Source organism: Streptomyces endophyticus (assembly GCF_035798155.1).
Lineage (GTDB): Bacteria > Actinomycetota > Actinomycetes > Streptomycetales > Streptomycetaceae > Streptomyces > Streptomyces endophyticus.
On sequence record NZ_JAOZYC010000108.1, the window covers coordinates 87,913 to 113,658 of the forward strand.

Consider the following 25,746-nt stretch of genomic DNA (forward strand, 5'->3'; position numbering starts at 1 on the left):
ATGAGCACCGCCCCGAACCCCACCCCGAGCAACAATCTGCACCGCGAGCTCGCCCCGATCACGCCCGCCGCCTGGGCCGAGATCGAGGAGGAGGCGTCGCGCACCTTCCAGCGCCATGTCGCGGGCCGCCGCGTCGTGGACGTCACGGGACCGGACGGCGCCGACCTCTCGGCCGTCGGCACCGGGCACCTCGCCGAGATCGCGCCGCCCGCGCCGGGCGTGACGGCCCGCCTGCGCGGCGTGCAGCCGCTGGTCGAGCTGCGGGTGCCGTTCACGGTGAGCCGGGAGGCCGTGGACGACGTGGAGCGCGGCGCCAAGGACTCCGACTGGCAGCCGGTGAAGGACGCGGCGCGTGCCATGGCCTACGCGGAGGACCAGGCGATCTTCGACGGGTACGCGGCGGCGGGCATCGAGGGTCTGCGCGAACGCACCTCGAACCCGGTCCTGAGCCTGCCGGCCGAGCCCCGCGACTACCCCGACACGATCAGCCGGGCGCTCACCGCGCTGCGCCTCGCCGGCGTGGCGGGCCCGTACGCGCTGCTGCTCGGGGCCGACGCGTACACGGCGGTCAGCGAGACCTCCGACCACGGCTATCCGATCGCGAACCATCTCGGCCGGATCCTGGACGGCGAGCTGATCTGGGCGCCGGCGCTGAACGGGGCGTTCGTCCTGTCCAAGCGCGGCGGCGACTTCGAGCTGCGGCTCGGCCAGGATCTGGCGATCGGCTACAGCGGGCACGACGGGCGCGGCATCGAGCTGTACTTCCACCAGACCCTGACGTTCCTGCCCTACACGGACGAGGCCGTGGTCGCGCTCAAGGCCTGAGCCCTCAGCTTCCCTGGATCCTGGCGACGAACGCGTCGAGGTTGCCGAGGGCCCGGTCCACGCGCTCGTCCAGCGTGAGCGACTCCTCGTAGCGGCCCGCGCGCAGCTTCGGCTGCTTCTTGCCGCGCAGGTACAGGGAGCAGGCCAGGTCGGCGCAGACGTACAGGCCGACCGTGTTCCCGTCGCGGCCGCGGGCCCCGGCGAGCGGCGCGGCGAACAGGGACACGCCCGACGAGGCGTGTCCGGTGAGGCAGATCTGGCACAGGCTCGACTTCATCGCGCTGGTGCGCCCGCTCTGCGGCACGCGCAGGCTGATGCCGACCGGCCCGTCCTGCGTGGGGCGTACGAGGTGGGCGCGCAGCGGCGCGCCCGGGTCCACCCAGCCGAGGAAGTCCAGGTCGTGCCAGGGCAGCTCGGCGAAGTCGAGCGGCAGCCGCATACGGGTCGCCTCACCCTTGGTGCAGTTCACGAAGGACGAGCGGATCTGTTTGTCGCTGAGTGGTTCCACATCATGGACCTTACAAAGCCGCTCGCCGATCATGCATCCGGATATCCGCGCAGCGCTCAGCCGGTGTTCGGGACCACCGCCACCGGGCACGGCGCGTGGTGCAGCACCGCGTGGGCGACCGAGCCGATGCGGGAGCCGATCGCGGTGCGGCGCGCGCGGCGGCCGACGACGAGCAGCTGGGACTCGGGCGCGAGCGAGAGCAGCACCTGGCCCGCACTGCCGATCTCGACGTGCTCGCGGACCGGCACATCCGGGAAGCGCTCGCGCCAGGGAGCGAGCGCGGCGCCGAGGGCCTTCCTCTCGTACGGTTCCATGCCGCCCGCGTCGTCGAGCAGGGCGAACGAGCTGGGGCTGTAGGAGAACACCGGCGGCAGGCTCCACGCGCGCACCGCGCGCACGGCCACGCCGCGGGCCTGTGCGGTGGTGAAGGCGAACTCCATCGCGGCGGCGCTGTCCTCCGGTTCGCCCTCCTGGCCGACGATCACGTCGCGCGCGCTCGCCTCGCTCGGCGCCGCGTCGGCCGCGCGGACGAGCACGACCGGGCGCTCCGCCTTGGCGATCACCTGCTGGCCGACCGAGCCGACGATGAAGCCGACGATCACGCCGTGCCCGCGCGAGCCGAGCACCAGGGACTCCCCGTCGCGCGCGGCCGCCAGCAGGGACTCGGCGGGCCCGCCCCCGTCGAGGACGTCGGTGGTGACCGCGAGCCCGGGGTGGCGCTCGGCGATCTCGTGCTCGACGTCCGCGAGCAGATCTCCCGCCCACTGCGTGAGCGCCGACTCGTCCGCGGCGAGCACCAGGCTGTCGGGGGCCGGCTCGCCCACGTGCACCAGGCGCAGCGGCAGTCCGCGCCGCTCCGCCTCACGCGCCGCCCAGGCTGCCGCCGCCGCGCTCTCGGGGGATCCGTCCACTCCCGCGGTGATGGGCCGGGTCATCGCACCGCCTCCTCGTCTGTCCGGTCTCTTCTAGTGAGCTGTCTGTCCGGGAGCGCCCGTTCTACTCGTCGTACCGGGCGTCGCGGGGCTCTTCGACCCTCGCAGATACCGGTTCCAGCCGCCCGCCGGACGCTCCCCCACCTGGAGCGAGCGCAGCCGGTCGAGGACGGCGGGGTCCTGCGCGTCGAGCCAGTCGACGAACTGCCGGAAGGACACGAGCCGGACGTCGCCGCTCCCCGCCTTGTCGGCGATCCGCTTGAGCGCCTCCTCGACGGCGTCCATGTAGATGCCGCCGTTCCACTCCTCGAAGTGGTTGCCGATGAAGAAGGGCGCCCGGTTGGTCTCGTACGCGCGCTGAAACCCGGTGAGATACGCCTGTGTCGCCTGGGTGCGCCAGCCCGGATAGTTGTGGGCCGGGGCGCGGGTGGAGTTCTGCGACTGGTTGGCGAGGATGTTGTAGTCCATCGAGAGGACCTCGAAGCCGTGGCCGGGGAACGGGATGCCCTGCAGCGGCAGGTCCCAGATGCCGTGCCGCTTGTCCGGCCAGCGCTGCAGGCCGCCGGGCGACGAGGCGTCGTAGCGCCAGCCGAGTTCGCGGGCCACGGGCAGCAGGTTCTCCTGGCCGAGCAGGCAGGGCGTGCGGCCGCCGATGAGTTCCTTGTCGTAGTCGAAGGGCAGGGCCGGCTGGTCGTGCCAGCCGGTGTGGGTGCGCCAGGACTTGACGAAGGTGCGGGCCTGTTCGATCTCGCTGCGCCACTGCTTGGGGCTCCAGTTGGCGACGGAGCCGGCCCCGCCGCAGAAGTGCCCGTTGAAGTGGGTGCCGATCTCGTGCCCGTCGAGCCACGCCTGGTGGACGGAGCGCAGGGTCTCCTTCAGGTGCGGGTCGCTGAGGTAGCCGATGTCGGAGGCCCCGACGGGGTTGCCGGGCGGCTGGTAGCGGCGTTTCTGCGCCTCGGGCAGCAGGTAGAGCCCGGACAGGAAGAAGGTCATGCGGGCGTCGTGCTGCCGGGCAAGTTCGAGGAAGCGGGGGAACAGGCCGTTGCCGACCTCGCCCGCGCCGTCCCAGGAGAAGACGACGAACTGCGGCGGCGTCTGGCCGGGTTCCAGGGCGGTGGGTGCGGGGGGCTGCTTGGGCTGCCGGCCCGTGTAGGAGGTCGAGCCGTCGCCGATCAGTTGGGGCAGCGCCTTCTTCTTGGCGGGGCGCTCGGGATGGCGGGCGGGGCCTGCCGGGGGCCGGCTCTCCTTCTCGCCGCCGCTCGTCCCGCAGCCGGCGAGCGCCCCGGCCGCGGCGCCGAGACCGGCGCCGAGACCCAGACGTGCCACGCGTCTGCGACTGATTCCACTGGACCGACCGGCTTCTTCGAACTCCATGGGCAACCCAATCCGCGCCCCGGGCGGGGGCGTTGTGCGTCCCCCCGCACGGACACCGACCCCCGCACCGTAGGGCGGATAAACGGACAATTGCCTCATTTGGGACGGCGTGCCGCGCAAAGGGCTGCCCCACAGTGGGCTGCCAGGAGGTCGGGGTCTCAGTCCTCGCCGACGACCTTGCCGGGGTTGAACAGGTCCAGCGGGTCCAGGGTCTCCTTCACGGCCCGCTGCAACGCACAGACGGCGGGACCCAGTTCGCTGCGCATGCCGCCACGCTTGAGCAGGCCGACGCCGTGCTCGCCCGTGACCGTGCCGCCCGCCGCGATCGCGGCCTCCAGGAGTTCCTCGAAGGCGGCCTGCGCGGCGACGCGTTCCGCCTCGTCACCGGGCTCGGTGATCAGGAGCGGATGCAGATTGCCGTCGCCCGCGTGCGCGATGGTCGCGATGCGCACGCCGTGCCTGCGCCCGATCTTCTCGATGGTGGCGAGCATCTGCGGCACGGCGGACCGCGGCACGCACAGGTCCTCCGTGAGCACGGGCCCGAGGCGCTCGAGCGCGGGATACGCGAGCCGCCGCACGTCGAACAGGGCCTCGGCCTCGACGGCGTCGGTGGACTGCTCGGCCCACAGCGCCCCCGTCTCTTCGAAGGCGGCGGCCACCGCGCTCGCCTCGGCCTCGCCCGCGTCGCCCGGGGCGTCGATGCGGGCGAGCAGCATCGCCTCCGCACCCGGCTCGATGCCCAGGTGCTTCCAGTTCTCCACGGCCTCCATGCAGGCGCGGTCAAGGAGTTCGAGGGCGGCGGGGGCGAGGCCCCGGCTCGTGACGAGGGCGACGGCGGCGCCCGCGGCGACGAGGCTGTCGAAGTTGCCGACGACGGTCCGGGGGTCGGCCGCGGGCGCGGGCCGCAGCTTCAGCGTGATCTCGGTGATGACGCCGAAGGTGCCCTCGGACCCCACGAACAGGCTCGTCAGGTCGTAGCCCGCGACGCCCTTGGTGGTGCGCCGGCCGAGCCTGACCCGACTGCCGTACTCCCCCGCGGGTCCGCCCATGACGACTTCCATGCCGAGGACGTAGTCGCGCGTGACGCCGTACTTGAGGCAGCACAGGCCGCCCGCGTTCGTGGAGACGTTGCCGCCGATCGTGGACCAGGGGGCGCTGGCCGGGTCCGGCGGGTACCACAGGCCGTGCTCGGCGACGGCGGCCTTGAGGTCGTTGTTGACGACGCCGGGCTGGACGACGGCGATCAGGTTCTCGGTGTCGATCTCCAGGATGCGGTTCATCTTCGACACGTCGAGCACGAGGCAGCCGTCGACGGCGTTGGCCCCGCCGGACAGGCCGGTGCCCGCGCCCCGCGTCACGACCGGTATCCGCCGGGCCGCGCACGCCCGCACCACGGACTCGACCTCCTCGGCGGACGTGGCGCGCACCGCGGCGAGCGGCCGGCCCATCGGCGCCCACTCGGCGTCGTCTCGGCCGAGGGACGCGAGGACGTCCGGGTCGGTGACGAGGGTGCTGTCCGGGAGCGCGGCGGCGAGTTCGCCCACCGTGCTCCTCGTGTCTGCGGTGTCGATGTCGTCCTCCTGAACGGATGTCCCTGACCGGCGCGTTCACGGGTCAGGCACACCATCATGGAACACCGCCTCGCGCCGCCACACGGCGCGGGTCGCCCAGGAGACGGGGGTCGTTCAGGAGGCGAGGGTCAGCACGGCGCGCACGCGCTTGCCGACCGGCACCTGCTCCACGGAGACGGCGGCGAGCGCGTCCACGATCTCCAGGCCGTGCCCGCCCACGCGTGTCGGGTCCCGCGGGAAGCGCACCGGCACGGCGGCGCTGCTGTCGTAGACGGTGACGGCGACGTGCCGTGACGTTCCCTCGAGTTCCAGGACGTACGGGCCCGCGCTGTGCCGGTCCGCGTTCGTGATCAATTCGCTGACGACGAGCAGGACGTCCCCGGCCGTGCGCGGGTCGAGCTCGACGCACCACTCCTGGCGCAGCCGCGTGAGGAACACGTCGGCGAACCTGCGCGCGTCCGCCAGGCACCCCTCGTCGCCCGCGTAGTGGGTCGCCTGCATCAGTGGCCCGACTACCTCGTCGAAACCGGTGGGGATCACTGCCCCGTCCATGTACTCGGTCATTCATGTCTCTTTCACGCCTGCAGGACTCCGCGATGGACACCCGCAGCCTGCTGATACCCCGCTTCAGGCCACGCAGTCCTGCCGGATTCAACGGGGTGACCGACACCCCCGCTCGTCGTTTGAAGGACGACACCGCGTCCCTTCGCGCTTCCGGGAGAGGCCTGCCATGCCCCAGCTTCGCCGCGACAGCATTATCCCCCGCTCACGGATAGCCACTGACCAGGCGGAGGCGGCCCTGCTCGAGGAGTACACCGGCCTGGTACGCCTGGCCTACCTCACGCTCCCCGCCGCCTTCACCCGCCACCGACGGGTGCTGCTGGCCCACACCGCCGTGCAGCGCTCCCTGCCGGGGCGCCGGGCTTCCTTCGTGCCCGGGCCCCGCGTCCCCGACGGCGCCGCCGACACCGCCACCGACGCGCTGCGCGTACGGATTCTGCGGGCCGCTCTGTCCGTCGGACACCGGCCGACCGGCTGGCCCGGCGCGCTGCCGCCTCCCCGTACCCTGCTGCCCCGACTCCCCGTGGTCTGGGGACTGCGGCTGTTTCCGCGGGCCGGTGGCGCCCAGGAGGTCGCGCTCGTCCGTGCGCTCGCGGGCGCGTCGGCCGCCGCGCGCGCCGCGTTCGTGCTCCGGCACATCGACTCGATGGGCGCGGACCGGGCGACGGCGCTGCTGGCCGCTGCCGGGGTGGCGGATGCCGGCTCGGCCGTGCGGGAGTCCGTCGGGCTCGACGCCGAAGCAGGGCCCGCGGCCGCGGCGTTGCTGCGCTCCCAGGAGTTCGACGCCTGCTCGGTGCAGACGCGACCGACGGACCTGCTGCGCCGCGCACGGCGGACCCGTGCCGCCCTCGCGGTCGGGGCCGTCGCCGTCGTCGCCGCGGCCGCACTGCTCACCCCCGACTCCGCGCCGCGCCGGGAGACGACGGGCGGGGGCGACCCGGTCCGGGCCTCGTCCGTCGCCGGTGACCTCACCCGGGCCGGTCGCGACAGCTGGGCCGACACCTCACGGGTCGACTTCACGGCCTGGCCCGCGCGCGGCGACCGGAGCGGGGACACCTCCCTGCTGGACCGGGCGCTCGACGCGTGGGCCGAACCCTCCGGCGCCGTACGCGTCAGCAGGACCCCGGACACGCCCGCCGACGCACCGCCCCGTGCCCCGCAACTGCTGTTCGCGGGCGATGTCGACGGCCGCACCGTGGTCCTCCTCAGCGACGGCGAACGCCTCGCCCGCTACACCGCACCGGACGGCGACGGCCCCGCCGGCCTCGCCCTGGCCCGGGTCGACGACGCCGACGTGACCACGGCGGCGGCCGTCGTCCTCACCCGCGACCACGGCTCCGCCCGCTATCTGACGGCACCGTGGATCACCGAGGCGGCCACCCGGGACCTGCTGCGGCCCGACACTCCCGGACGGCCGCTGGAGGTGTCGCACGACGGGGTGACCGACCCCGTGCCCGTCGCGCCTGCGGACGGCTGCGCGCGCCGCCCCGTGCTCCAACTGCGGTCCTCGCCCCGCATCGTGGAGAACCACTCGTTCCTGCTCGCCGACCTCGGCGGCCTCTCGCCCGTGCACCTCACGTACACCCCGCCGCCCGGGCACGGCACGCCGCCGCCCCGGCAGCCGCGCGAGGCCACCGGCAGCCAGGCGCTGGTCGCCTGGGCGCGCACCGCCTGCCGGCTCCAGCCGTGGCGGGGCGGCGCCGTGCGCGCCGTGAACGCGTGGGACTTCGCCGAGCAGCGGCTGCCGAAGGACGCGGGCCGCGCGGTGTGGTCCTGCGTACGCGCCTCCACCTGGCGGGGTCCTGGCGATGTCGCTCTCCTGCTGCGCGCACCCGCCGCGGCCGCCGAACCGGCGCACCTGGTCGGCCGCGCCCGGGCCACGGCGGCCTGCAGCCGGTTCGGCCAGCACGTGGTGGCCGACACCCGGTGGAAGTCGCCGGACGGGCACTGGTACCTCCTGGCGGCGGGAAGTCGCGCGGTCACCCGGATCGAGGCGAGCGGCGCGGTGACCGCGTCCCACAAGGGCCGCACCCTGGCCGTCCGCGCGCCCGAACACGGCACGGTCCGGGTGGCGGCCCGCCTCGACACCGGGGAGCGGCTGAAGGAGGTGCCACCCGAGCGGCCCTGACGGTTCGGACCTGGTGCATCCGCCTGCCCTGTTGATGCGGAAGTCGGTCACGGGGCGGACGGTGGTGGACAGGGGGCGAGCGAGGGAGACGCATGACCGCAGAACGTGCCGGGCAGCGGTGCCTGGTCACCGGGGCGAGCGGCTACATCGGCGGCCGCCTGGTGCCGGAACTGCTCGCCTCGGGTCATCACGTGCGCTGCCTGGCCCGTTCCCCCGCCAAGCTCCGGGATCATCCGTGGGCCGGCGACGTCGAGGTGGCGCGGGGCGATGTCACGGATCGCGGCTCGCTCGGCGCCGCGCTGCGCGGCATCGACGTCGCGTACTACCTGGTGCACGCGCTCGGCACCGGCAGGGACTTCGAGCGCACCGACCGGGAGATGGCGACGTCGTTCGCCGAGGAGGCCCGCCGGGCGGGGGTGCGGCGGATCGTCTATCTGGGCGGCCTGACGCCCGCGGGCGTGCCCGAGCGGGAGCTGTCGCCGCATCTGCGCTCGCGGGCGGAGGTCGGGCACATCCTCCAGGCCTCCGGCGTTCCGACGACGGTGCTGCGGGCGGCCGTGATCATCGGTTCGGGCTCCGCGTCGTTCGAGATGCTGCGCTATCTGACCGAACGGCTGCCGGTGATGGTGACGCCGAGCTGGGTGCACACCCGGATCCAGCCGATCGCGGTCCGCGACGTGCTGCGCTGCCTCGTGGCCGGCGCGGCGATGCCGTCGCAGGTGTCCCGCTCCTTCGATGTCGGCGGTCCTGACGTGCTCACCTACCGCGACATGATGCTCCGGTACGCGGCGGTGGCGCGGCTGCCGCGGCGCGTCGTGGTCGGGGTGCCGATGCTCAGTCCCGGCCTGTCGAGCCACTGGGTCGGCCTGGTGACGCCCGTGCCCGCCGCCATCGCCCGCCCGCTCACCGAGTCGCTGCGCCACGAAGTCGTCTGCCACGAGCGCGACATCGAGGAGTGGGCGGCGTATCCGCCGGGTTCCCCGATCGGGTTCGACGAGGCGGTGCGGCTGGCGCTGCGCCGTGTCCAGGAGGCGCAGGTGGCTACGCGCTGGTCGTCGGCCGCGCTGCCGGGCGCGCCCAGCGATCCGCTGCCCACCGACCCGGACTGGGCGGGCGGCAGCCTCTACACGGACGAGCGGGAGCGGCTCGTCGAGGCCTCGCCGCAGCGGCTGTGGGACGTGGTGGAGGGCATCGGCGGGGAGCACGGCTGGTACTCGTTCCCCTTGGCGTGGGCGGTGCGCGGGTGGCTCGACCGGCTGGTGGGCGGCGTGGGGCTGCGGCGCGGGCGGCGGGACGCGGCGCGGCTGCGGGTCGGCGACTCGCTGGACTTCTGGCGGGTGGAGGAGATCGAGCCGGGGCGGCTGCTGCGGCTGCGCGCCGAGATGCGGTTGCCGGGTCTGGCCTGGCTGGAGCTGTCCGTGGAGGCGGCGGACGGCGGGCGTTCGCGCTATCGCCAGCGGGCGCTGTTCCATCCGCACGGTCTGGCGGGCCAGGCGTACTGGTGGAGCGTGGCGCCGTTCCACTCCGTGGTGTTCGGCGGGATGGCGCGCAATATCGCGGCCACGGCCGAGCGCGGGTCCGACGGGGGCGCCCCGCCCCGTGCGGGTGACGGTGCATCCGTGTGAGCCGTCGGCCGGGAAGGCCTGACACAGCCTGCTTGCCCCTCCCTCTCCATCAGGAGCCCTTCCGTGCGTGTCCACGTCGTCCTGTTCACCTCCGATCTCCGGGTGCACGACCACCCGCCGCTGCGGGCGGCGTTGACCGCGGCGGACGCCGTGGTGCCGCTGTTCGTCCGGGACACGGGGGTCGCCGGGTTCCTCGCCGCGAACCGGGAGGCGTTTCTCGCCGACTGTCTGCGGGACCTGGACGCGGGTCTGCGGGAGCGGGGCGGGCGGCTCGTGGTGCGCTCGGGCGCCGTGGTCGACGAGGTGGCGAAGGTGGTGACCGAGACGGACGCGTGCGCCGTGCACGTGGCGGGCGGCGTCTCCGCGTACGCGCACCGCAGGGAGGACCGGCTGCGGGACACGCTGCGCCGCCTCGGCTGCGATCTGGTGGCGCACGACGGGGTCGTCACCTGCGTTCCGCCGGGCGCCGTCACGCCCGACGCCCGGGACCACTTCGCGGTGTTCACGCCCTACCACCGGCACTGGGCCCGGCACGGGCCGCGGGCCGTCGTGCGGGCGCCGCGCGCGGTCCGGGTGCCCGACGGCGTCGGCGGCGAGGTACTGCCCGAGCGGGCGGACGTGGCGGGGGTGTCGCCCGGTCTCGCCGAGGGCGGGGAACGGGCGGGCCGGGCGCTTCTGACCTCCTGGCTGCGTTCGGGGATCGGCGCGTACGAGGACCGGCACGACGACCTGGCGGGCGACGCCACGTCGCGGCTCTCCCCGCATCTGCACTTCGGCACGATCGGCCCCGTCGAGGCCGCGCACCGGGCGCGCGCGGCGGGCGGCCCCGGCGCGGAGGCGTTCGTACGGCAGCTGGCCTGGCGGGACTTCCACCACCAGGTGCTCGCGGCGCGCCCCGACGCCGCGCACGCCGACTACCGCACGCAGCACGATCATTGGCGCAGGGCACCTCGGGAGGTCGAGGCGTGGCAGGAGGGGCGTACGGGATACCCGGTGGTGGACGCGGCGATGCGGCAGCTGCGCCACGAGGGCTGGATGCACAACCGGGGCCGGCTGCTCACCGCGTCGTTCCTCGTCAAGACGCTGTACGTGGACTGGCGGGTCGGCGCGCGCCACTTCCTGAGCCTGTTGGTGGACGGCGACGTCGCGAACAACCAGTTGAACTGGCAGTGGATGGCGGGCACCGGCACGGACAGCCGCCCGAACCGGGTGCTCAATCCGCTGACCCAGGCCAAGCGCTACGACCCGGACGGCGCCTACGTACGGCGCTGGGTACCGGAGTTGGCGGATGTCGAGGGCTCCGCGGTGCACACGCCGTGGAAGGCGGCCGGCCTCGATCGGGCCGCGCTCGGCGACTATCCGGACCCGATCGTGCACCTGCCGGACGGGCTGGCCCGGTTCAAGCGGGCCCGGAACCTCGACTGACCTCCGGGTAGTGGCGCCCGATCTGGTCGAGGGCCTGCGGCAGCGTCACCGGGTGCAGCGCGCCGCGCACCCCGCGCCCCGCCCAGCCGGGCCCGGCCAGCATCACGGCGGGTTTGCCGCGGGCGCCGCGCACGCCCCACTGCGTCTCGGCGAGGTGCCGGGCCAGCGGCAGGCTCGCGGTGGAGCGGGCCTGCGCCCACAGCACGACGACGCGCGGACCGATCCTGCGCACCGCGGCCGACACCGCCTCGACGGGCACGGCCGCCCCGAACATCCGCTGCGGTACGCCCAGTTGGCTCAGCCCGGTACTGAGCGCCTCCAGGGCGAGCACGTGCTGTTCGGCGGGGACGCAGGCGAGGACCAGCGGCGGCAGCGCGAGGGTGGACTCGGTGGGGGCGGCGGCGCGGTGCAGGGTGCGCGAGACGTGCCAGGACAGCAGGTGCTCGACCTCGACGTACCGGTCGCCCGCCTCCTCCCACTTGCGGCCCACCGCGTGCAGCACCGGCGCCATCACGTCCTGCCAGGCGGTGACCAGGCCGTGCTGCGCCACGGCCTCGGTCAGCAGGTTCTGCACGGTCGGCGCGTCCATGCGGGTCGCGGCGCGGGAGATGCCCCGGCACTGGCGCTCCAGCGTGGCCGGCGAGGCGGACGCGATCAGTTCGGCCGGTGCGGTCGGTGCGGGGCGCTGGAGCGGCAGCCCGGTGGGCTCCGTCGCCAGTCGCTTGCCCGCGAGGAGCGCGGCCTCGGCGGGCGGCAGGCCCGTCGTGGTCAGCCGGCACATCTCCTCGACGACCGCGACGTCATCGGCGGTCCAGCGCCGGTGGTGTCCCGCCGAGCGCTGCGCGGGCCCGAGCCCGTAGCGGCGGTCCCAGCTGCGCAGGGTCGTCGGGGAGACCCCGAGCCGCCTGGCGAGGGCTCCGGTGGTGACGCCCGCTTCCTGTGGTGCCGCATGTGACCGTGCCACGTCGCTTGCGTGCTGCCCCTCGTCCATCGGCCCACGATACGACGCACAACCGATGCGGGTTGTCGTGCGGCGGGAGTCGTTTCCAGGATGACCGGGCCGTGACCCGGCGAGCGCTGCGCGCGTCCGGTCCTGGCCATCACCGGTCGAGTTCAGGATCGTTTCGAGGAGTTGACGGGGCATTGAGGATCCCAGGGTCGCCGACGCGGGACGTCGATCCGCGCGAGGCGTCGGAGACCGCCCTGGCGGCCGGACTCGCCGCGGGTGACGTCGCCTGCCTGGCCGAGGTGTACCGGCGGTGGGCGCCGCTGGTGCGCGGCCTGGCGCAGCGGGCACTCGGCGACCGCTGCGAGGCGGAGGACGTGATGCAGCAGGTGTTCCTCGCTGCGTGGCGCGGCCGGTACGGGTACCGGCCCGAACTGGGGCCTCCGTCCGCCTGGTTGACGGGGATCGCGCGGCACCGGGTCGCGGACGCGCTCGCCGCACGGAGCCGTCGGGCGGCGCTGGTCGAGGCGGCGGCCGGGCGGCACGCGGTCTCGGTCGGCCGCGAACCCGCGGGCGACGCCGGCATGGACGCGGTCGTAGAACGGCTGATGCTGTCCCAGGAGTTGGCGCGCCTGCCGAGCACGCAGCGCACGGTGCTGTGCCTCACGTTCTACGAGGACCTGACGCAACCCCAGATCGCCGCCCGCACCGGCTGGCCGCTGGGCACGGTCAAGAGTCATGCCCGGCGCGGCATGCGGCGCCTCGGCGACCGGCTGCGCGGCCGGGGCGAACGCGGGTGAGATTCGTCGGCCTCTGATGCATCCGTACGCGCCCTTCGGGCCGAAGCTCCGGTGTGCGGCGCACGAACACGGCCGCACATGTACGGGCGGCCCGGACCCCGCCGCCCGCCCACCTCAACGGAGTCGGTGCCGCTGAGGTGGGTACGGGCGGGGCGCCACTACAGTCGATGATCATGAACATTGGTTCCGTCAGCCTCCGCGACGTACCCGAGTCCGACATCGAACGAGCCCTGGCGCTCGCCTGTCTCGTCTTCCACGAGTCGCCCGACGACGAGCGCCGCGAGCAGCAACAGCGGACGCTGTCCGGCTGCCTGCGGATCGGCGCGTACGACGGCGAAGAACTGGTCGGCTTCGCCGCGGCGCATCCCTTCACCGTCTCCGTGCCGGGCGGTGGTGACCTCTCCTGTCCCGGCCTCTCGTACGTGTCGGTCGCACCCACGCACCGCAGGCGCGGCGTGCTGTCGGCCATGATGGCCGAGCTGTTCGCCCGCTGCGCCGGGCAGGGCGCGCCGTTGGCCGCGCTGTGGGCCTCGGAGGCGTCGATCTACGGCCGGTTCGGCTTCGGCCCCGGCACGTACGGGGCGACCGTGGAGATCGACTCGCGGCGCGCGCTGGCGCTGCGCATCTCGCCCGACGAGCGTCCGCTGCACCTGCTCGACACCGACTCGGTGCCCGCCGTGCTCGCGCCGTACTTCGAGACGACGCGCGGGCCGCGGGCGGGCCGGCACGCGCGCACGCAGGCGTGGTGGCGCGAGCAGTGGCTGACGCGCAAGGACGAGGAGGACGAGGACCTGTCGCCGCCGCGCGTGGTGACGCTCGGCGACCCGCTCGCCGGTTACGCGATCTACCGGACCAAGTCGGGCGACTGGGCCAGGGACGTGCCGGGCCTGGTGAGCGTCGAGGAGCTGGAGGCCGACACGCCGGAGGGTGCGGCGGCGCTGTGGCGGTATCTCGCGGACATCGACCTGACCGGCACGGTGCGCGCACACGGCAGGCCCCTCGACGATCCCCTGTTGCTGTTCGCGGCGGACCGCGACCAGGTGGGCGTCAAGAGCGTCGAACCGGCGCTGTGGGTGCGCCTGGTGGATGTGCGCGCGGCGCTCGCGGCCCGCGCTTGGGCGGCGCCCGTGGATGTGGTGCTCGCCGTCCGTGACGCGCGGCTCCCGGCGAACGCGGGGACGTTCCGTCTGATCGCTTCGCCGGACGGCTTCTCGTACGCGCCCACGGACGACGCGCCCGACCTGAGCCTGGAGGCCCGCGACCTGGCGACCGTGTACATGGCGGCGACGCCGGTGGCGGCGCTGGTGCGCGCGGGTCTGGTGGCGGAGCACACGCAGGGCGCGGCGTCGATGCTCGACGCCGCGCTGCGCACGGAGCTAGTGCCGCACACCGGCGACACGTTCTGAACTCACGTCACTGATACGGGAGTTCAGCACTCCATCTTCCACGTGTGGGAGTCGCCGCTGTCGTTGGCCCAGCCGTTGGACGGGATCTCCTGGCCGGGCGCGAGACAGACGGTGCCGAGGCCGAGGAGGCCCGGGTTCTCGTAGACCTGGACGTGGTCCTTGATGCCTGGTCCTGAGATTCCGTGGTTGGCCCAGGAGGAGTCCACGTCCTGGATGCCGTCCTCCCAGTCGTGGTCGTCGCCCGACCAGTTCCAGCGCATTCCGCTGTAGTCGGCGTCGGTCCAGGCGCAGAACTCTCCGCTGGGGCACTGGGCCGCGAAGGCGGTGGCGGGGAGCGCGGCGCCGCCGAGGGCGAGGACCGCGGCGGTGACCAGGGCGATCGGGTGCTTCATGAGGTCTGTTCTCCTTGCTGGGTCAGTGGGTGGGGGTGTGCAGCACGCGGGTGGACGCGTCGAGCGCGCGGGCCCGCAGGCGCTGCCAGTCGGTGAGTTCGGCGCGGTGCCGTGCGCGCACGGAGGCGAGGCTGAGGTCGCGGTGGGCGGCCTCGGGCTTGAGGTTGTTGACGACGGTCGACACCCGGAACCAGCGTTTCTGGTCGCCGTAGAGGGTGCGTTGGGCGGCGGCCAGGCAGCCGTCGGTGTGGGCGCGTACGGGGATGCCGTTCGCGAGGGTGAGGGAGAGTTCGGCGGGCGGACTGCCGAAGAGGGCTGCCGCGACGCGCTGTTCCTCCGCCCGGTTCGCCGGGCGCTTTCCCGGCCGGGGCGGTGTGAGGCCCTGGCGGGTGAGGCAGCGGTCGGTGAGGGCCAGGGTCGCGGCCCTGATGGTGTCGTCGGGTGTGCGGGCGGTCCTGTTGGTGTGCTCCGTGGCGCAGCCCGCGAGCGGGAGCAGCAGGGCGCAGACGAGGACGGTGAGAGCGCGGGTTCGGCGGTTCATGGCGCGCTCAGCCCTGCTCGCACCCCATGGTGGTGTCGGAGACGCCGTCGAGTTTTCCGGCCCACTCCCAGTTCTCGGAGTAGTCGTCGCGCCTGATCTCCCGGTAGACGCAACCGGTCGCGGTGTAGCTGATGGCGTAGACGGTCCCCGCGACGCGGGAGTCGAAGGAGGCGGCGTGGCGCGCCGTCCCGTTCTCCGCGTCGGCGTAGCCGGGCGGCCCGTAGCACCACGCCTGGCCGTGCATGCCGATCTCGGTCCAGAAGCAGACCTGGCCGGGCGGTACGGCGCCGGGCGCGGCGAAGGAGGTGGGTGCGAGGGCGGTCGTGGCGCCGCCGAGGAGTGGGAGGGCGAGGGCGAGCAGCACGGATCTGTGCTTCATGAAGGGCTTCATTTCGGTGACCCCGGAGTGATCGTTCTTACTGAGCGTGATCAGACTGCCCCGGAGTCGGCGCGATCAAGCGCCGTGTCACTCTTGTCAGTGACAATTGGTGACCGTAACGCGCCGCCGCGGGCCGCGGCAGCGCGGCTGGGTGCGGGCCATGCGGACCGCGTCGACGGACTCGGCGAGGAGTTCGTACTCGGTGGTGTCGTCGCGTGTCGCGATCCTGACGAGCCGCCCGGAGGCCAATTCCTCCGCGACCTTCTCCTGTTGGTCCGGGTCCGCGCACCAGGTCCGCAGCTGTTCCGGTACGTCGGGTGCGTCCTCGGCCACGGGCGTCAGCGCACCCTCGGGTAAGTGGCTCAGGCCGGGGCGCGGGTCGAGGCGCTCGGCCATCCACATGGCCCGGTCGCGCAGCCACCACAGGGCCAGCGCGAGGGTGGGGGCGCGATATGTGCCGAGCGGAACACCCACGCGCCGCCCGCCGCAGATTCCGTACGCGGTGACATGGCACAGGAATTCGTCGTGCACGGTCTCCCCCATTGCCTGGCGCCCGACTGCATTGACTGTTGTGCCAAACGATCAGTGATCCACCGCAACGGCGAGAATTGCCCGGGCAATTGGCCCGCGGGACGCCGCCTAGGAACAACGTTCAACCGTTCCTCTGTCAAGTATCGGCACTTGGGAAACAGAGTCACCATGGCTTTCACGCCAGTCTCCGGGCATATTCACGGCGCTCGTTGGCCGAAATCCCCCGCGTCGGAGAGACTGCACGCATGCGCTCACATGACGTACTCATGGACGGTTACAGCCGTATTCAGGAGGAGGTGCACGCGGCCGTCGAGGGGCTTTCCGTCGACGCGCTGCACGAGCGCCCCGAGGGCACGGCGAATTCCATTGCCTGGCTGATCTGGCATCTCACCCGTGTTCAGGACGACCATGTCGCCGATGCCGCGGGACTCCAGCAGGTGTGGCTCGCGGGCGGCTGGGCGGAGCGGTTCGATCTGCCGCTCGCCGAGGCGGACACCGGGTACGGACACACACCGAAACAGGTCGGCCAGGTGCGGGTCGCCTCGGGCGACCTTCTCGTGGGCTATTACGACGCGGTGCACGAGCAGACGCTCGGGTACCTCGGCGGCCTGAAGGACGCCGACCTCGACCGCGTCGTCGACGAGGGCTGGGATCCGCCGGTGACGCTGGGGGTCCGGCTCATCAGCGTGCTCTCGGACGACCTGCAGCACGTGGGGCAGGCCGCCTACCTGCGCGGACTGAGCTGACCCTGTCAGCCTTCCCTCTTCGTCAACGGCGCCGGACCTCTCGTCCGGCGCCGTTCTCGTGCGTGCCGGAGGTCTTGACAACTCCATTGGTCTGAACCAACTTTGGCGCACACAGCGGTGGCCACCGTTCACATCCGCAGCATCCCCACCTCTTCCCAGGAGGCTCCCCGTGGACCGTGCACGCCATCGCAGACGCAGACCCGGCCTCGCACTCGCCGTCGTGGCGGCCGCCGCGCTCGGCGTCACCACGCTCGCCGCGCCCGCGCAGGCCGCCGACGTCAACGTGGCCAAGAACGCCGGCTTCGAGTCGGACCTGAGCAACTGGACGTGCACGGCGGGCAGCGGTTCCGTCGTGACCTCCCCCGTGCACGGCGGCGCGAAGGCCCTCAAGGGCGCCCCGTCGGGCCAGGACAACGCCAAGTGCAGCCAGACCGTCAAGGTGTCGCCCAACTCGACGTACGCGCTGAGCAGTTGGGTGCAGGGCGGCTACGCCTATCTCGGCGCGAGCGGCACCGGCACCACCGACGTGTCCACGTGGACACCGGGCGGCTCCTCCTGGCAGCAGCTCACGACGAGCTTCAAGACCGGCGCGAACACCACCTCGGTGACGATCTACACGCACGGCTGGTACGGACAGAGCGCGTACTACGTCGACGATGTGTCCGTCCTCGGCCCCGACGGGGGCGGCGGCTCGGACCCGGTCGTGGTCCCGGCCACCCCCACCGGGCTCGCGGCGGGCACGGCCACCTCGTCCTCGATCGGCCTCTCCTGGTCCCCGGTCTCCAACGCGACCGGCTACAACGTCTACCGGGACGGCGCGAAGGTCGCCGCCGTCACGGGTGCCTCGACGACCGTCACCGGGCTCGCGGCCGACACCTCGTACGGCTTCCAGGTCACCGCGACGAACGCGGCGGGCGAATCCGCGAAGTCCACGGCGGTGACCGCGAGGACCGCCACGTCCGGCGGCGACCCCGGCGGCGGCACCGTGCCCAAGCACGCGCTGACCGGGTACTGGCAGAACTTCGACAACGGCGCGACCGTGCAGAAGCTGCGCGACGTGCAGTCGCAGTACGACATCATCGCGGTCTCCTTCGCCGACGCCACCACCACGCCCGGGCAGATCACCTTCAACCTGGACCCGGCCGTCGGTTATGCCTCGACCGCCGACTTCAAGGCGGACATCGCCGCCAAGCACGCGGCGGGCAAGTCCGTGATCCTCTCGGTCGGCGGCGAGAAGGGCACCATCTCGGTGAACAGCGACGCCTCGGCGACGGCGTTCGCGGACAGCGCGTACGCGCTGATGCGGGAGTACGGCTTCGACGGCGTCGACATCGACCTGGAGAACGGTCTCAACTCGACGTACATGTCGAAGGCGCTGCGCCAGCTGTCGGCGAAGGCGGGCGGCAAGCTGGTCCTGACGATGGCGCCGCAGACCATCGACATGCAGTCGACGTCCGGCGAGTACTTCAAGACGGCGCTGAACGTGAAGGACATCCTCACGGTCGTCAACATGCAGTACTACAACAGCGGTTCGATGCTGGGCTGCGACGGCAAGGTCTACAGCCAGGGCTCCGTCGACTTCCTCACGGCGCTCGCCTGCATCCAGCTGGAGGGCGGCCTCGACGCCTCGCAGGTCGGGCTCGGTGTGCCGGCGTCGACGCGCGGCGCGGGCAGCGGCTACGTCGCCCCGTCGGTCGTGAACAACGCGCTCGACTGTCTGGCGCGCGGCACCGGCTGCGGCACGTTCAAGCCCGCGAAGACCTATCCGGGGCTGCGCGGCGCGATGACCTGGTCCACGAACTGGGACGCGACGGCGGGCAACGCCTGGTCGAACGCGGTGGGCCCGAAGGTGCACGCGCTGCCGTAGGACGCCGAGCCGGTGGCGCACCGCCACCGGCTCGGCCCGGTCAGCCGCCCATGAAGAGCATCGTGCCGTCCGGGCCCAGCGCCTCGACGCGCGCGCCGTGTTCGACGGTGCGGCTGACCGTGCAGTACTTCTCGTGAGTCATGCGGATGCCGCGTTCGAGCGCTTCGGCGGCGTGCTTGTCCCCCTCGGGCAGGTCGATCTCGTAGGAGACACGGACGGAGCCGACCCGCCCATCGTCCTCCGGCCGTGACACGGACTCGACGGTGATGCGCAGCTCGTCGTGCGGCACGGTGCGGGCCGTGCGGTCGACGACGAGGCCGCCGCAGCCGCCGAGCGCGGCGAGGAGGAGTTCGACGGGGGTGAAGGACGGCTGAGCGCCCTCGCTGTCGGCGGGGGCGATGCGGACCTCGGCGCCGCGGTCGTTGCGGGCGGTCCAGTCCCGGTCGCCGTTGCGGACGGTTTCGATGCGGTAGTCGGCCATGCCGGAACCGTAACCAGAGGCGGGCTCCGCGGCGCGCAGCGCCTCCGGGGTGTCGGGGCGGCGGGGCGGGGAGTCCGCGTGCCCCACGCCCACGGACTCCCCGATGGTGCTCCCTCCCCTGGCGACCGCTGCCCGAGCGTGCGGCCGCCGTGGTGCAGAGTCTGCCGGGGACGGCCGCGGAGTTCATCCCGGACCCCCGGATTTCGGTAACTTCACGTGTTGAATCAGTGGCGAGAAGTGACGGGGTGGTGGCACCACATCCCGTACATACGGCCGGAGTCGAGGCGCGGACCGCACCGTCTGGCGTGATCCCTTCGCCTCAAGGACGGCCGGATCACTACGCCTCTGCCCACCCCTCCAGGCGCTCCCCGCAGCGGGCGCAGTACAGGGCGCCGGCGTCGTCGGCGGCCCGGCCGCAGGACGCGCACACCCGGGGCAGCAGGCAGGGCGCCTCGCCGCCCTCGGCCGTCACCTGCGGTTCGGCGCGGCGGATGGCCATGCCGGGCCGCCTGCGGTGCGCCGTGAGGTAGACGAGCCCGTCCTCGCCCGCGCTGACCGCGCGCCGCTCGCCGCGCGGCACGAACAGGAGCGCGCCGGGCGCCACCTGCTCGTCCACGCCCGCCCGGTGGAGCGTGCCGTGGCCCTCCACGACGACGAGGAGCACGTCGAGTTCGGCCTCCACGTACGCGTCGCCGCCCCCGCCCGGCCGCAGGCGGACGACGTTGGCGTCGAGCTGGCGGGCCGCGCCGTCGAGCCGCCACAGAGCGCCTGTCGCCCCCGGTGCGGCAGCGTTCAGGACGTCGGCGAGGGTGACGTGGGCAGCGGGCATCGGTCTGGTTCCCCTGACGTGGCGCGGCGGGTCGTGACCGTTCGATTCTCCCTCACCGCAATTCTCTCTGGCGTGCCAGCCGTTGCGGCGCAGGCCACGGGCCGACCCGCAAGCGGACCTAAAGGAACCGGGGTTCCATTACCGCCCACCCCTTGCTAGAGTCGCGGCACGAGCTAACGGGACTTGAATCCCATTAACGAGGAGATCGCCATGGAGTACCGCCAGTTGGGGACGTCCGGCCTGAAGGTTCCGGCGCTGAGTTTCGGGGCCGGCACCTTCGGCGGGCGCGGCCCGCTGTTCTCCGCCTGGGGCACCGCCGGCGTCGACGAGGCGCGCCGCATGGTGGATCTGAGCCTGGAGCACGGCGTCACCCTGTTCGACACGGCCGACGTCTACTCGGACGGGGCTTCGGAGGAAGTGCTCGGCGCGGCGCTCAAGGGCCGGCGCGACCGGGTGCTGATCTCGACCAAGGCCGCACTGCCGACCGGCGAGGGGCCGTACGACGCCGGAGTGTCGCGGTCGCGGCTGATCGCGTCCGTCGACGACGCGCTGCGGCGCCTCGACACCGACCACATCGACCTGTTCCAGCTGCACGCCTACGACGCGAGCACACCGGTCGAGGAGGTGCTCGCCACGCTCGACGACCTGGTGCGGGCCGGCAAGGTCCGCTACACCGGTGTCTCCAACTACGCGGGCTGGCAGCTGATGAAGGGGCTCGCCGAGGCGGAGAAGCACGGACGGCCACGGTTCGCCGCACACCAGGTCTACTACTCGCTCGCCGGCCGGGACTACGAGTGGGAGCTGATGCCGCTCGCCAAGGAGGAGGGCGTCGGCGCGGTGGTGTGGAGCCCGCTCGGCTGGGGGCGGCTCACCGGGAAGATCCGGCGCGGGCAGCCACTGCCCGCCGATAGCAGGCTGCACCGGACGGCGCAGTTCGGGCCGCCCATCGAGGACGAGCACCTCTACCGGGTCATGGACGCGCTCGACGAGGTCGCGGAGGAGACCGGGAAGGCGGTCCCGCAGATCGCCATCAACTGGCTGCTGCGCCGGCCCACCGTCTCCACGGTGCTGATCGGCGCGCGCAACGAGGAGCAGCTGACGCAGAACCTGGGCGCCATCGGCTGGGAGCTCACACCGGATCAGGTGGCGAGGCTGGACGCGGCGAGCGAGACCAAGGCCCCGTATCCGTACTACCCGTACCGGACCCAGGACGGGTTCCGGCAGCTGAATCCTCCGGTGGTGTGAACCGGACGGGCGGAGTGTCAACTTCTGGTTGACACCCAGGTGCTGTCAACCTACGGTTGCATCATGACGAATTCCGGCGGCGACACGCCTTCCATCCGGCTCGACGACCTGATCGACGCCATCAAGAAGTCGAACACCGACGCACTCGACCAGCTCCAGAACGCCGTCATCGCGGCGGACCACCTCGGCGACGTCGCCGACCATCTGATCGGCCACTTCGTCGACCAGGCCCGCCGCTCCGGCGCCTCCTGGACGGACATCGGCAAGAGCATGGGAGTCACCCGGCAGGCCGCGCAGAAGCGCTTCGTGGCCAAGGGCTCCGATTCCGACCTGGACCCCAGCCAGGGCTTCAACCGCTACACCGACCGCGCCCGCAACGTGATCGTCTCCGCACAGAACGAGGCCCGCGCCGCGAGCAACGCCACCATCACCCCCGCGCACCTGGTGCTCGGCCTGTTGCACGAGCCCGAGGGCCTCGCGGCGCGGGCGATCGTCGCGCAGGGCGTGCTCCTGGACACCGTGCGCCAGGCCGCCACCGCCGAACTGCCCGCGAAGTCCGAGGACATGCCGGCCCTGGTGCCGTTCGACGCCGACGCCAAGAAGGCCCTGGAGCTGACGTTCCGTGAGGCGCTGCGCCTGGGCCACAACTACGTCGGCACCGAGCACATCCTGCTCGCGCTCCTGGAGCACGAGAACGGCTCGGGACTGCTGACGGGCCTCGGCATCGGGAAGGACCAGGCGGAGTCGCAGGTCCTCGCGGTCCTCTCGGAGATCGTGAAGAACCAGCAGGAGTCCGGGGAGGGCTGAGCGCCACCCCGCAAACGAGAGTCCGGAACCTGTCTCCCACCTGTGCCGCCCACTTTTCTTCATAGGCGCAGGTGGGAGACTGCATCCATGACTGCTGAGCGCTCAGGAACCCCCGCCCTGCCGGGCGATCTCGTCGACGTCGACGAGCTGATCGAGGCGTATTACACGCGCGAGCCCGACCTCACGCGCCCCGAGCAGCGCGTCGTCTTCGGTACGAGCGGCCACCGCGGCTCCAGCCTCGACGGGGCCTTCAACGAGAAGCACATCGCCGCGATCACCCAGGCGATCGTCGAGCACCGCACCGCGGAGGGCATCACGGGCCCCCTCTTCATCGGCCCGGACACGCACGCCCTGTCGCACCCCGCCCTGAAGACCGCCCTCGGTGTCCTCGCGGCGCACGGCGTGCGGGTGCTGGCCGACGCGCACGAGGACTTCGTGCCGACGCCCGCACTCAGCCACGCGATCCTGCGCTGGAACCGCGAGAAGGCCGACGACGCGGCCGACCGTGCCGACGGCATCGTGATCACGCCGAGCCACAACCCGCCCCGCGACGGCGGCTTCAAGTACAACCCTCCGCACGGCGGCCCCGCCGACTCCGCCACCACCTCGTGGATCGCCGATCGCGCCAACGCGCTTCTCGAGGACGCCAGTTGGACGCCGCGCACGGCCGACGGGACGGCCTGGGAGCCGTACGACTTCCGTGAGCGCTACGTCGAGGACCTCAAGGACATCATCGACATCGACGCCATCCGCGCCTCCGGCGTGCGGGTCGGCGCCGATCCGCTGGGCGGCGCGAGCGTCAACTACTGGGCGCGGATCGCCGAGATGTACGGGTTCGACCTGACCGTGGTGAACCCGGAGACCGACCCGACGTGGCGGTTCATGACGCTCGACTGGGACGGCAAGATCCGGATGGACCCGTCCTCGGCGCCCGCGATGGCCTCCGTGCTCGCGCGCCGTCACGACTTCGACTTGCTGACCGGCAACGACGCGGACGCCGACCGGCACGGCATCGTCACCCCGGACGCGGGCCTGATGAACCCGAACCACTTTCTGGCCGTCGCCATCCACTACCTGTTCAGCCACCGGCCCCGGTGGTCGGCGTCCGCGGCCATCGGCAAGACGCTCGTCTCGTCCGCCGTCATCGACCGGATCGCGACCACACTCGGCCGCGAGCTCGTCGAAGTCCCCGTCGGGTTCAAGTGGTTCGTGCCGGGCCTGGTCGACGGCTCGGTGGCGTTCGGCGGCGAGGAGAGCGCCGGGGCGAGCTTCGTCCGCAAGGACGGCAGCGTGTGGACCACCGACAAGGACGGCATCCTGCTCGCCCTGCTGGCCGCCGAGATCACCGCCGTCACCGGAAGGACGCCTTCCGTGTACTACGCCGAACTCGCCGCCGAGCACGGCGCGTCGGGCGCCGCGTACGCGCGCATCGACGCCAAGGCGACAAAGGAGCAGAAGGCCCGCCTCGCGAAGCTGACCGGCGACGCGATCACCGCCGACACCCTCGCGGGCGAGCCCATCACGGCCCGGCTCTCCGAGGCGCCGGGCAACGGCGCGGCCATCGGCGGCGTCAAGGTCACCACCGAGAACGCGTGGTTCGCGGCCCGGCCCAGCGGCACGGAGGACGTCTACAAGATCTACGCCGAGTCGTTCCACGGCGCCGAGCACCTCGCCCTGGTGCAGAGCGAGGCGCAGGCGATCGTGGACGCGGCGCTCAGCTGACGTACGCAATCAGACACACGCAATCAGACGTACGGGCTCAGTCGTCGGCCTGGGTCTCCGCGATGCCGGGGAGGTCGGCGACGCCGTCCAACACGTAGGTGTGCGGGTGGAGTTCGAGCTGCTCACGGGTGAGCTGTCCCGTGAGCACGCCGACCACGACACCCGCGCCCGCGTTGAACCCGGCCTCCAGGTCGACGACCGTGTCGCCGGCCACGAGGACGCGCCGCACATCGACGGTCCCGGTCTTCTCCATCGCGCGCTGGATCATGTACGGGGCGGGGCGGCCGCGGGGCACCTCGTCGGAGGTGACGACCGCGTCGAGGTTGCCGCCCTCACCCGTGGACCAGCCGAGGGATTCGAGCAGGGGCAGGGCCACGTCCGCGCTGAAACCGGTGGTGAGGGCGACCTTGATGCCGCGGGCGCGCAGCTCTTCAAGTGCCTTGTCCGCGTGGGCTATCGGCTCCGGCGGCTGCTTCGCGTAGCTCTCGCGCAGGTAGGCGCGGAACGTCTCGTACTGCCGCTCGACCAGCTCCGCGTCGGGAGCGCCGCCGCCGAGGCGGACGAGCGCGTCGATGGCCTCGCGCTTGTCGGTGCCCATCCAGGTCTGCAGGTCGACCGGGTCGACGGCGACGCCGGTGGTCTCGACGGCGTGCCGCAGCGCGTCGTATACGGCCCCGTGCTCGTCGATGGTGGTGCCTGCCATGTCGAAGACGGCGAGTTCGATCACTGGTGTTCCTCACGTGTGGTGCGGGTGTCCTGCGTGCCGCCGCGGGCGGCGACGGTGCGGCCGTCCATGGTGTTCTCGATGGTGAACGTGGCCATGGACGGCAGATAGCGGTCGTCCGCGTACTCGACGGGCCTGCCGTCACCCGTGTATGCCAACCTCCGTACGCGGAGCAGGGGTTGGCCGGGGTCGACGCCGAGGAGCCCGGCGTCCTGGGGGTCCGCCGCGACGGCGTCGATGGTGTGCCGCGCGCGGTACAGGTCGACGCCGCACGAGGTGAGGGCGCCGTAGACGGAGCCGTCGTCCGGGTCGAACGCGAAGAGGTGCAGGCCGACGTCGAGGACGAACGTGGACCGCTCGACCATCACGGGCACCCCGTCGAGGTGGCGCAGCCGGACGAGGTCGACGCCCGGCGCGCCCTCGTCGAGGCCCAGGCGTGCGGCGGCCTCGGGGCTCACGCGGCGCCTGGCCACCTCCACGGTGTGCTGCCCCGGGGTCCGCCCGATCGACTCGGCCCACTGCGTGAACGACATCAGCGAGGCGAACGGCTGCGAGGGCGTGCCCCTGCGGGCGACGGGCGGCTTGCCGCGCCCGCCGACCAGATGGCCGTCGGCCCGCAGCTGCGCGAGCGCCTGCCGCACGGGGCCGCGCGAGGTCCCGAACTCCTCGCACAGCTGTGCCTCGCTCGGCACGGGCGCCCCTTCGGGCCACTCCCCCGACTCGATGCGCCGCCGGAACTCGGCGCCGAGCCGCTGATGCAGCGGCCCCTCCTCGCTACTTGTCTTCACAAGTCGAGTTTCGCAGCCCGATGGCGAGCTGAGCAAGCGAGGACCTGGCGCACAGCTGGTAAACAACGGGGAAACTTGTATAGACAACCCTTGCGGGTGACGGCGGTCGATCCGCAGGCTTGGTGTCATGAACAACGCATCAGCGCCATCCACCGCACTCCCCCGCGACCGCAGCGACCTCGTCGTGGTCGGGGCCGGCATCGTCGGGCTCGCCCACGCCTTCGAGGCGGTGCGCCGGGGGCTCAGCGTCACGGTGATCGAGCGTGACCGGCGGCCGGTGGGCGCGTCCGTGCGCAACTTCGGCCACTGCTGTGTCACGGCGCAGCGCGGCGAGCTCCTCGACCTCGCGCTGCGCTCGCGCTCCGGCTGGCTGGACGCCGCCAAGTCGGCCGGGCTGTGGGCGCCGGAGGCGGGCGCGCTCGTGGTGGCCCGCTCCGCGACCGAGCTGGCGGTCCTGGAGGAGCTGCGGGACGAGCGCGGCGCGGACGCGGTGCGGCTGCGCACACGTGACGAGGTGGGCGAGGGCCTCGGTGACGTGACCTCCTCCTTCGACGAGGTCATCAGCGGCGTCAAGGACGCGGGCAAGAGCGCGG

At 72.7% G+C, this 25,746-nt stretch carries 26 protein-coding genes; 12 read left to right on the top strand and 14 right to left on the bottom strand.

All coding sequences use genetic code 11. The features are described 5' to 3' along the window. Positions 1–825, top strand: coding sequence for a family 1 encapsulin nanocompartment shell protein (locus OKJ99_RS16575; RefSeq protein WP_326016996.1), 825 nt, complete (start codon positions 1–3; stop codon positions 823–825). Between the two features lie 4 nt (positions 826–829). Here the strand turns inward: OKJ99_RS16575 and OKJ99_RS16580 are convergent, their stop codons facing one another. The 5 genes from OKJ99_RS16580 to OKJ99_RS16600 all read right to left on the bottom strand — a co-directional run bounded on the left by OKJ99_RS16580 (position 830) and on the right by OKJ99_RS16600 (position 5,774). After that, on the bottom strand, positions 830–1,333 hold the full coding sequence (locus OKJ99_RS16580; protein WP_326016997.1) for an FBP domain-containing protein: 504 nt from the start codon (positions 1,331–1,333) through the stop codon (positions 830–832). A 56-nt stretch (positions 1,334–1,389) separates the two neighbouring features. Then, a complete protein-coding gene (locus OKJ99_RS16585; RefSeq protein ID WP_326016998.1) occupies positions 1,390–2,268 on the bottom strand; it encodes a universal stress protein in 879 nt (292 codons plus the stop codon). A gap of 30 nt (positions 2,269–2,298) precedes the next feature. Then, entirely contained in the window at positions 2,299–3,591 is a 1,293-nt protein-coding gene (locus OKJ99_RS16590; protein ID WP_407700711.1) for a polysaccharide deacetylase family protein, read from the bottom strand. A gap of 206 nt (positions 3,592–3,797) precedes the next feature. Then, positions 3,798–5,183, bottom strand: coding sequence for an FAD-binding oxidoreductase (locus OKJ99_RS16595; protein WP_326017000.1), 1,386 nt, complete (start codon positions 5,181–5,183; stop codon positions 3,798–3,800). Positions 5,184–5,324: 141 nt separating this feature from the next. Beyond that, entirely contained in the window at positions 5,325–5,774 is a 450-nt protein-coding gene (locus tag OKJ99_RS16600; protein WP_326017001.1) for an ATP-binding protein, read from the bottom strand. Between the two features lie 166 nt (positions 5,775–5,940). On the opposite strand from OKJ99_RS16600, the gene OKJ99_RS16605 reads away from it, so the two are divergent. The 3 genes from OKJ99_RS16605 (at position 5,941) to OKJ99_RS16615 (ending at position 10,949) form a co-directional block, all read left to right on the top strand. Further along, complete coding sequence (locus OKJ99_RS16605; RefSeq protein ID WP_326017002.1) at positions 5,941–7,899, top strand: hypothetical protein; 1,959 nt, start codon at positions 5,941–5,943, stop codon at positions 7,897–7,899. A gap of 92 nt (positions 7,900–7,991) precedes the next feature. Then, on the top strand, positions 7,992–9,524 hold the full coding sequence (locus OKJ99_RS16610) for an SDR family oxidoreductase (protein WP_326017003.1): 1,533 nt from the start codon (positions 7,992–7,994) through the stop codon (positions 9,522–9,524). A 63-nt stretch (positions 9,525–9,587) separates the two neighbouring features. Then, a complete protein-coding gene (locus tag OKJ99_RS16615) occupies positions 9,588–10,949 on the top strand; it encodes a cryptochrome/photolyase family protein (protein ID WP_326017004.1) in 1,362 nt (453 codons plus the stop codon). Here the strand turns inward: OKJ99_RS16615 and OKJ99_RS16620 are convergent. Further along, positions 10,924–11,940, bottom strand: coding sequence for a MerR family transcriptional regulator (locus OKJ99_RS16620; RefSeq protein ID WP_407700712.1), 1,017 nt, complete (start codon positions 11,938–11,940; stop codon positions 10,924–10,926). The genes OKJ99_RS16615 and OKJ99_RS16620 overlap by 26 nt on opposite strands. Before the next feature lie 152 nt (positions 11,941–12,092). On the opposite strand from OKJ99_RS16620, the gene OKJ99_RS16625 reads away from it, so the two are divergent. Next, entirely contained in the window at positions 12,093–12,695 is a 603-nt protein-coding gene (locus tag OKJ99_RS16625) for an RNA polymerase sigma factor (protein WP_326017006.1), read from the top strand. A 173-nt stretch (positions 12,696–12,868) separates the two neighbouring features. Beyond that, on the top strand, positions 12,869–14,101 hold the full coding sequence (locus tag OKJ99_RS16630; RefSeq protein ID WP_326017007.1) for a GNAT family N-acetyltransferase: 1,233 nt from the start codon (positions 12,869–12,871) through the stop codon (positions 14,099–14,101). Positions 14,102–14,124: 23 nt separating this feature from the next. Here OKJ99_RS16630 and OKJ99_RS16635 read toward each other — a convergent pair whose 3' ends face one another. The 4 genes from OKJ99_RS16635 to OKJ99_RS16650 form a co-directional block, all read right to left on the bottom strand. Next, positions 14,125–14,493, bottom strand: a complete 369-nt coding sequence (locus tag OKJ99_RS16635; protein WP_326017008.1) for a peptidase inhibitor family I36 protein — start codon at positions 14,491–14,493, stop codon at positions 14,125–14,127. 22 nt (positions 14,494–14,515) lie between these two features. Continuing rightward, a complete protein-coding gene (locus tag OKJ99_RS16640) occupies positions 14,516–15,034 on the bottom strand; it encodes a hypothetical protein (RefSeq protein ID WP_326017009.1) in 519 nt (172 codons plus the stop codon). A 7-nt stretch (positions 15,035–15,041) separates the two neighbouring features. After that, complete coding sequence (locus OKJ99_RS16645; RefSeq protein ID WP_326017010.1) at positions 15,042–15,413, bottom strand: hypothetical protein; 372 nt, start codon at positions 15,411–15,413, stop codon at positions 15,042–15,044. 96 nt (positions 15,414–15,509) lie between these two features. Next, a complete protein-coding gene (locus OKJ99_RS16650; RefSeq protein ID WP_326017011.1) occupies positions 15,510–15,944 on the bottom strand; it encodes a hypothetical protein in 435 nt (144 codons plus the stop codon). 245 nt (positions 15,945–16,189) lie between these two features. Between OKJ99_RS16650 and OKJ99_RS16655 the strand changes: the two genes are divergently transcribed. Continuing rightward, positions 16,190–16,690 (top strand): mycothiol transferase, encoded by a 501-nt coding sequence (locus OKJ99_RS16655; RefSeq protein ID WP_326017012.1) that lies wholly within the window; start codon positions 16,190–16,192, stop codon positions 16,688–16,690. A 169-nt stretch (positions 16,691–16,859) separates the two neighbouring features. Next, a complete protein-coding gene (locus OKJ99_RS16660) occupies positions 16,860–18,557 on the top strand; it encodes a chitinase (protein ID WP_326017013.1) in 1,698 nt (565 codons plus the stop codon). A gap of 40 nt (positions 18,558–18,597) precedes the next feature. Here the strand turns inward: OKJ99_RS16660 and OKJ99_RS16665 are convergent, their stop codons facing one another. Next, positions 18,598–19,125 carry an OsmC family protein gene (locus OKJ99_RS16665; RefSeq protein WP_326017014.1) on the bottom strand — a complete coding sequence of 176 codons (528 nt, stop codon included), beginning with the start codon at positions 19,123–19,125 and terminating at the stop codon, positions 18,598–18,600. A gap of 250 nt (positions 19,126–19,375) precedes the next feature. After that, on the bottom strand, positions 19,376–19,867 hold the full coding sequence (locus tag OKJ99_RS16670; RefSeq protein WP_326017015.1) for a cupin domain-containing protein: 492 nt from the start codon (positions 19,865–19,867) through the stop codon (positions 19,376–19,378). Between the two features lie 210 nt (positions 19,868–20,077). On the opposite strand from OKJ99_RS16670, the gene OKJ99_RS16675 reads away from it, so the two are divergent. From OKJ99_RS16675 to pgm, 3 genes are all read left to right on the top strand, one after another. Next, the gene (locus tag OKJ99_RS16675) at positions 20,078–21,112 is read left to right on the top strand and encodes an aldo/keto reductase (RefSeq protein ID WP_326017016.1); all 1,035 of its coding nucleotides are present in this window, start codon (positions 20,078–20,080) and stop codon (positions 21,110–21,112) included. Positions 21,113–21,175: 63 nt separating this feature from the next. Further along, complete coding sequence (locus OKJ99_RS16680) at positions 21,176–21,919, top strand: Clp protease N-terminal domain-containing protein (RefSeq protein ID WP_326017017.1); 744 nt, start codon at positions 21,176–21,178, stop codon at positions 21,917–21,919. Between the two features lie 87 nt (positions 21,920–22,006). Beyond that, positions 22,007–23,641, top strand: coding sequence for a phosphoglucomutase (alpha-D-glucose-1,6-bisphosphate-dependent) (gene pgm, locus OKJ99_RS16685; protein WP_326017018.1), 1,635 nt, complete (start codon positions 22,007–22,009; stop codon positions 23,639–23,641). 37 nt (positions 23,642–23,678) lie between these two features. On the opposite strand, the gene OKJ99_RS16690 is transcribed toward pgm, so the two are convergent. After that, entirely contained in the window at positions 23,679–24,368 is a 690-nt protein-coding gene (locus tag OKJ99_RS16690) for a phosphonatase-like hydrolase (protein WP_326017019.1), read from the bottom strand. After that, the gene (locus OKJ99_RS16695; protein WP_326017021.1) at positions 24,365–25,153 is read right to left on the bottom strand and encodes a GntR family transcriptional regulator; all 789 of its coding nucleotides are present in this window, start codon (positions 25,151–25,153) and stop codon (positions 24,365–24,367) included. Before OKJ99_RS16695 ends, OKJ99_RS16690 begins: the two co-directional genes overlap by 4 nt. A gap of 127 nt (positions 25,154–25,280) precedes the next feature. Between OKJ99_RS16695 and OKJ99_RS16700 the strand changes: the two genes are divergently transcribed. Beyond that, a partial coding sequence (locus OKJ99_RS16700) for an FAD-dependent oxidoreductase (RefSeq protein WP_326017023.1) occupies positions 25,281–25,746 on the top strand: 466 nt, incomplete at its 3' end.

What these genes read in the sequence shown, in the direction of transcription:
- OKJ99_RS16585 (WP_326016998.1), bottom strand. Translation starts at nt 2,268, where the DNA reads ATGACCCGGCCCATCACCGCGGGAGTGGACGGATCCCCCGAGAGCGCG.
- OKJ99_RS16655 (WP_326017012.1), top strand. Translation starts at nt 16,190, where the DNA reads ATGCGCTCACATGACGTACTCATGGACGGTTACAGCCGTATTCAGGAG.
- OKJ99_RS16620 (WP_407700712.1), bottom strand. Translation starts at nt 11,940, where the DNA reads ATGGACGAGGGGCAGCACGCAAGCGACGTGGCACGGTCACATGCGGCA.
- OKJ99_RS16575 (WP_326016996.1), top strand. Translation starts at nt 1, where the DNA reads ATGAGCACCGCCCCGAACCCCACCCCGAGCAACAATCTGCACCGCGAG.
- OKJ99_RS16675 (WP_326017016.1), top strand. Translation starts at nt 20,078, where the DNA reads ATGGAGTACCGCCAGTTGGGGACGTCCGGCCTGAAGGTTCCGGCGCTG.
- OKJ99_RS16680 (WP_326017017.1), top strand. Translation starts at nt 21,176, where the DNA reads ATGACGAATTCCGGCGGCGACACGCCTTCCATCCGGCTCGACGACCTG.
- OKJ99_RS16600 (WP_326017001.1), bottom strand. Translation starts at nt 5,774, where the DNA reads ATGACCGAGTACATGGACGGGGCAGTGATCCCCACCGGTTTCGACGAG.
- OKJ99_RS16605 (WP_326017002.1), top strand. Translation starts at nt 5,941, where the DNA reads ATGCCCCAGCTTCGCCGCGACAGCATTATCCCCCGCTCACGGATAGCC.
- OKJ99_RS16635 (WP_326017008.1), bottom strand. Translation starts at nt 14,493, where the DNA reads ATGAAGCACCCGATCGCCCTGGTCACCGCCGCGGTCCTCGCCCTCGGC.
- OKJ99_RS16640 (WP_326017009.1), bottom strand. Translation starts at nt 15,034, where the DNA reads ATGAACCGCCGAACCCGCGCTCTCACCGTCCTCGTCTGCGCCCTGCTG.
- OKJ99_RS16610 (WP_326017003.1), top strand. Translation starts at nt 7,992, where the DNA reads ATGACCGCAGAACGTGCCGGGCAGCGGTGCCTGGTCACCGGGGCGAGC.
- pgm (WP_326017018.1), top strand. Translation starts at nt 22,007, where the DNA reads ATGACTGCTGAGCGCTCAGGAACCCCCGCCCTGCCGGGCGATCTCGTC.
- OKJ99_RS16645 (WP_326017010.1), bottom strand. Translation starts at nt 15,413, where the DNA reads ATGAAGCACAGATCCGTGCTGCTCGCCCTCGCCCTCCCACTCCTCGGC.
- OKJ99_RS16670 (WP_326017015.1), bottom strand. Translation starts at nt 19,867, where the DNA reads ATGCCCGCTGCCCACGTCACCCTCGCCGACGTCCTGAACGCTGCCGCA.
- OKJ99_RS16630 (WP_326017007.1), top strand. Translation starts at nt 12,869, where the DNA reads ATGAACATTGGTTCCGTCAGCCTCCGCGACGTACCCGAGTCCGACATC.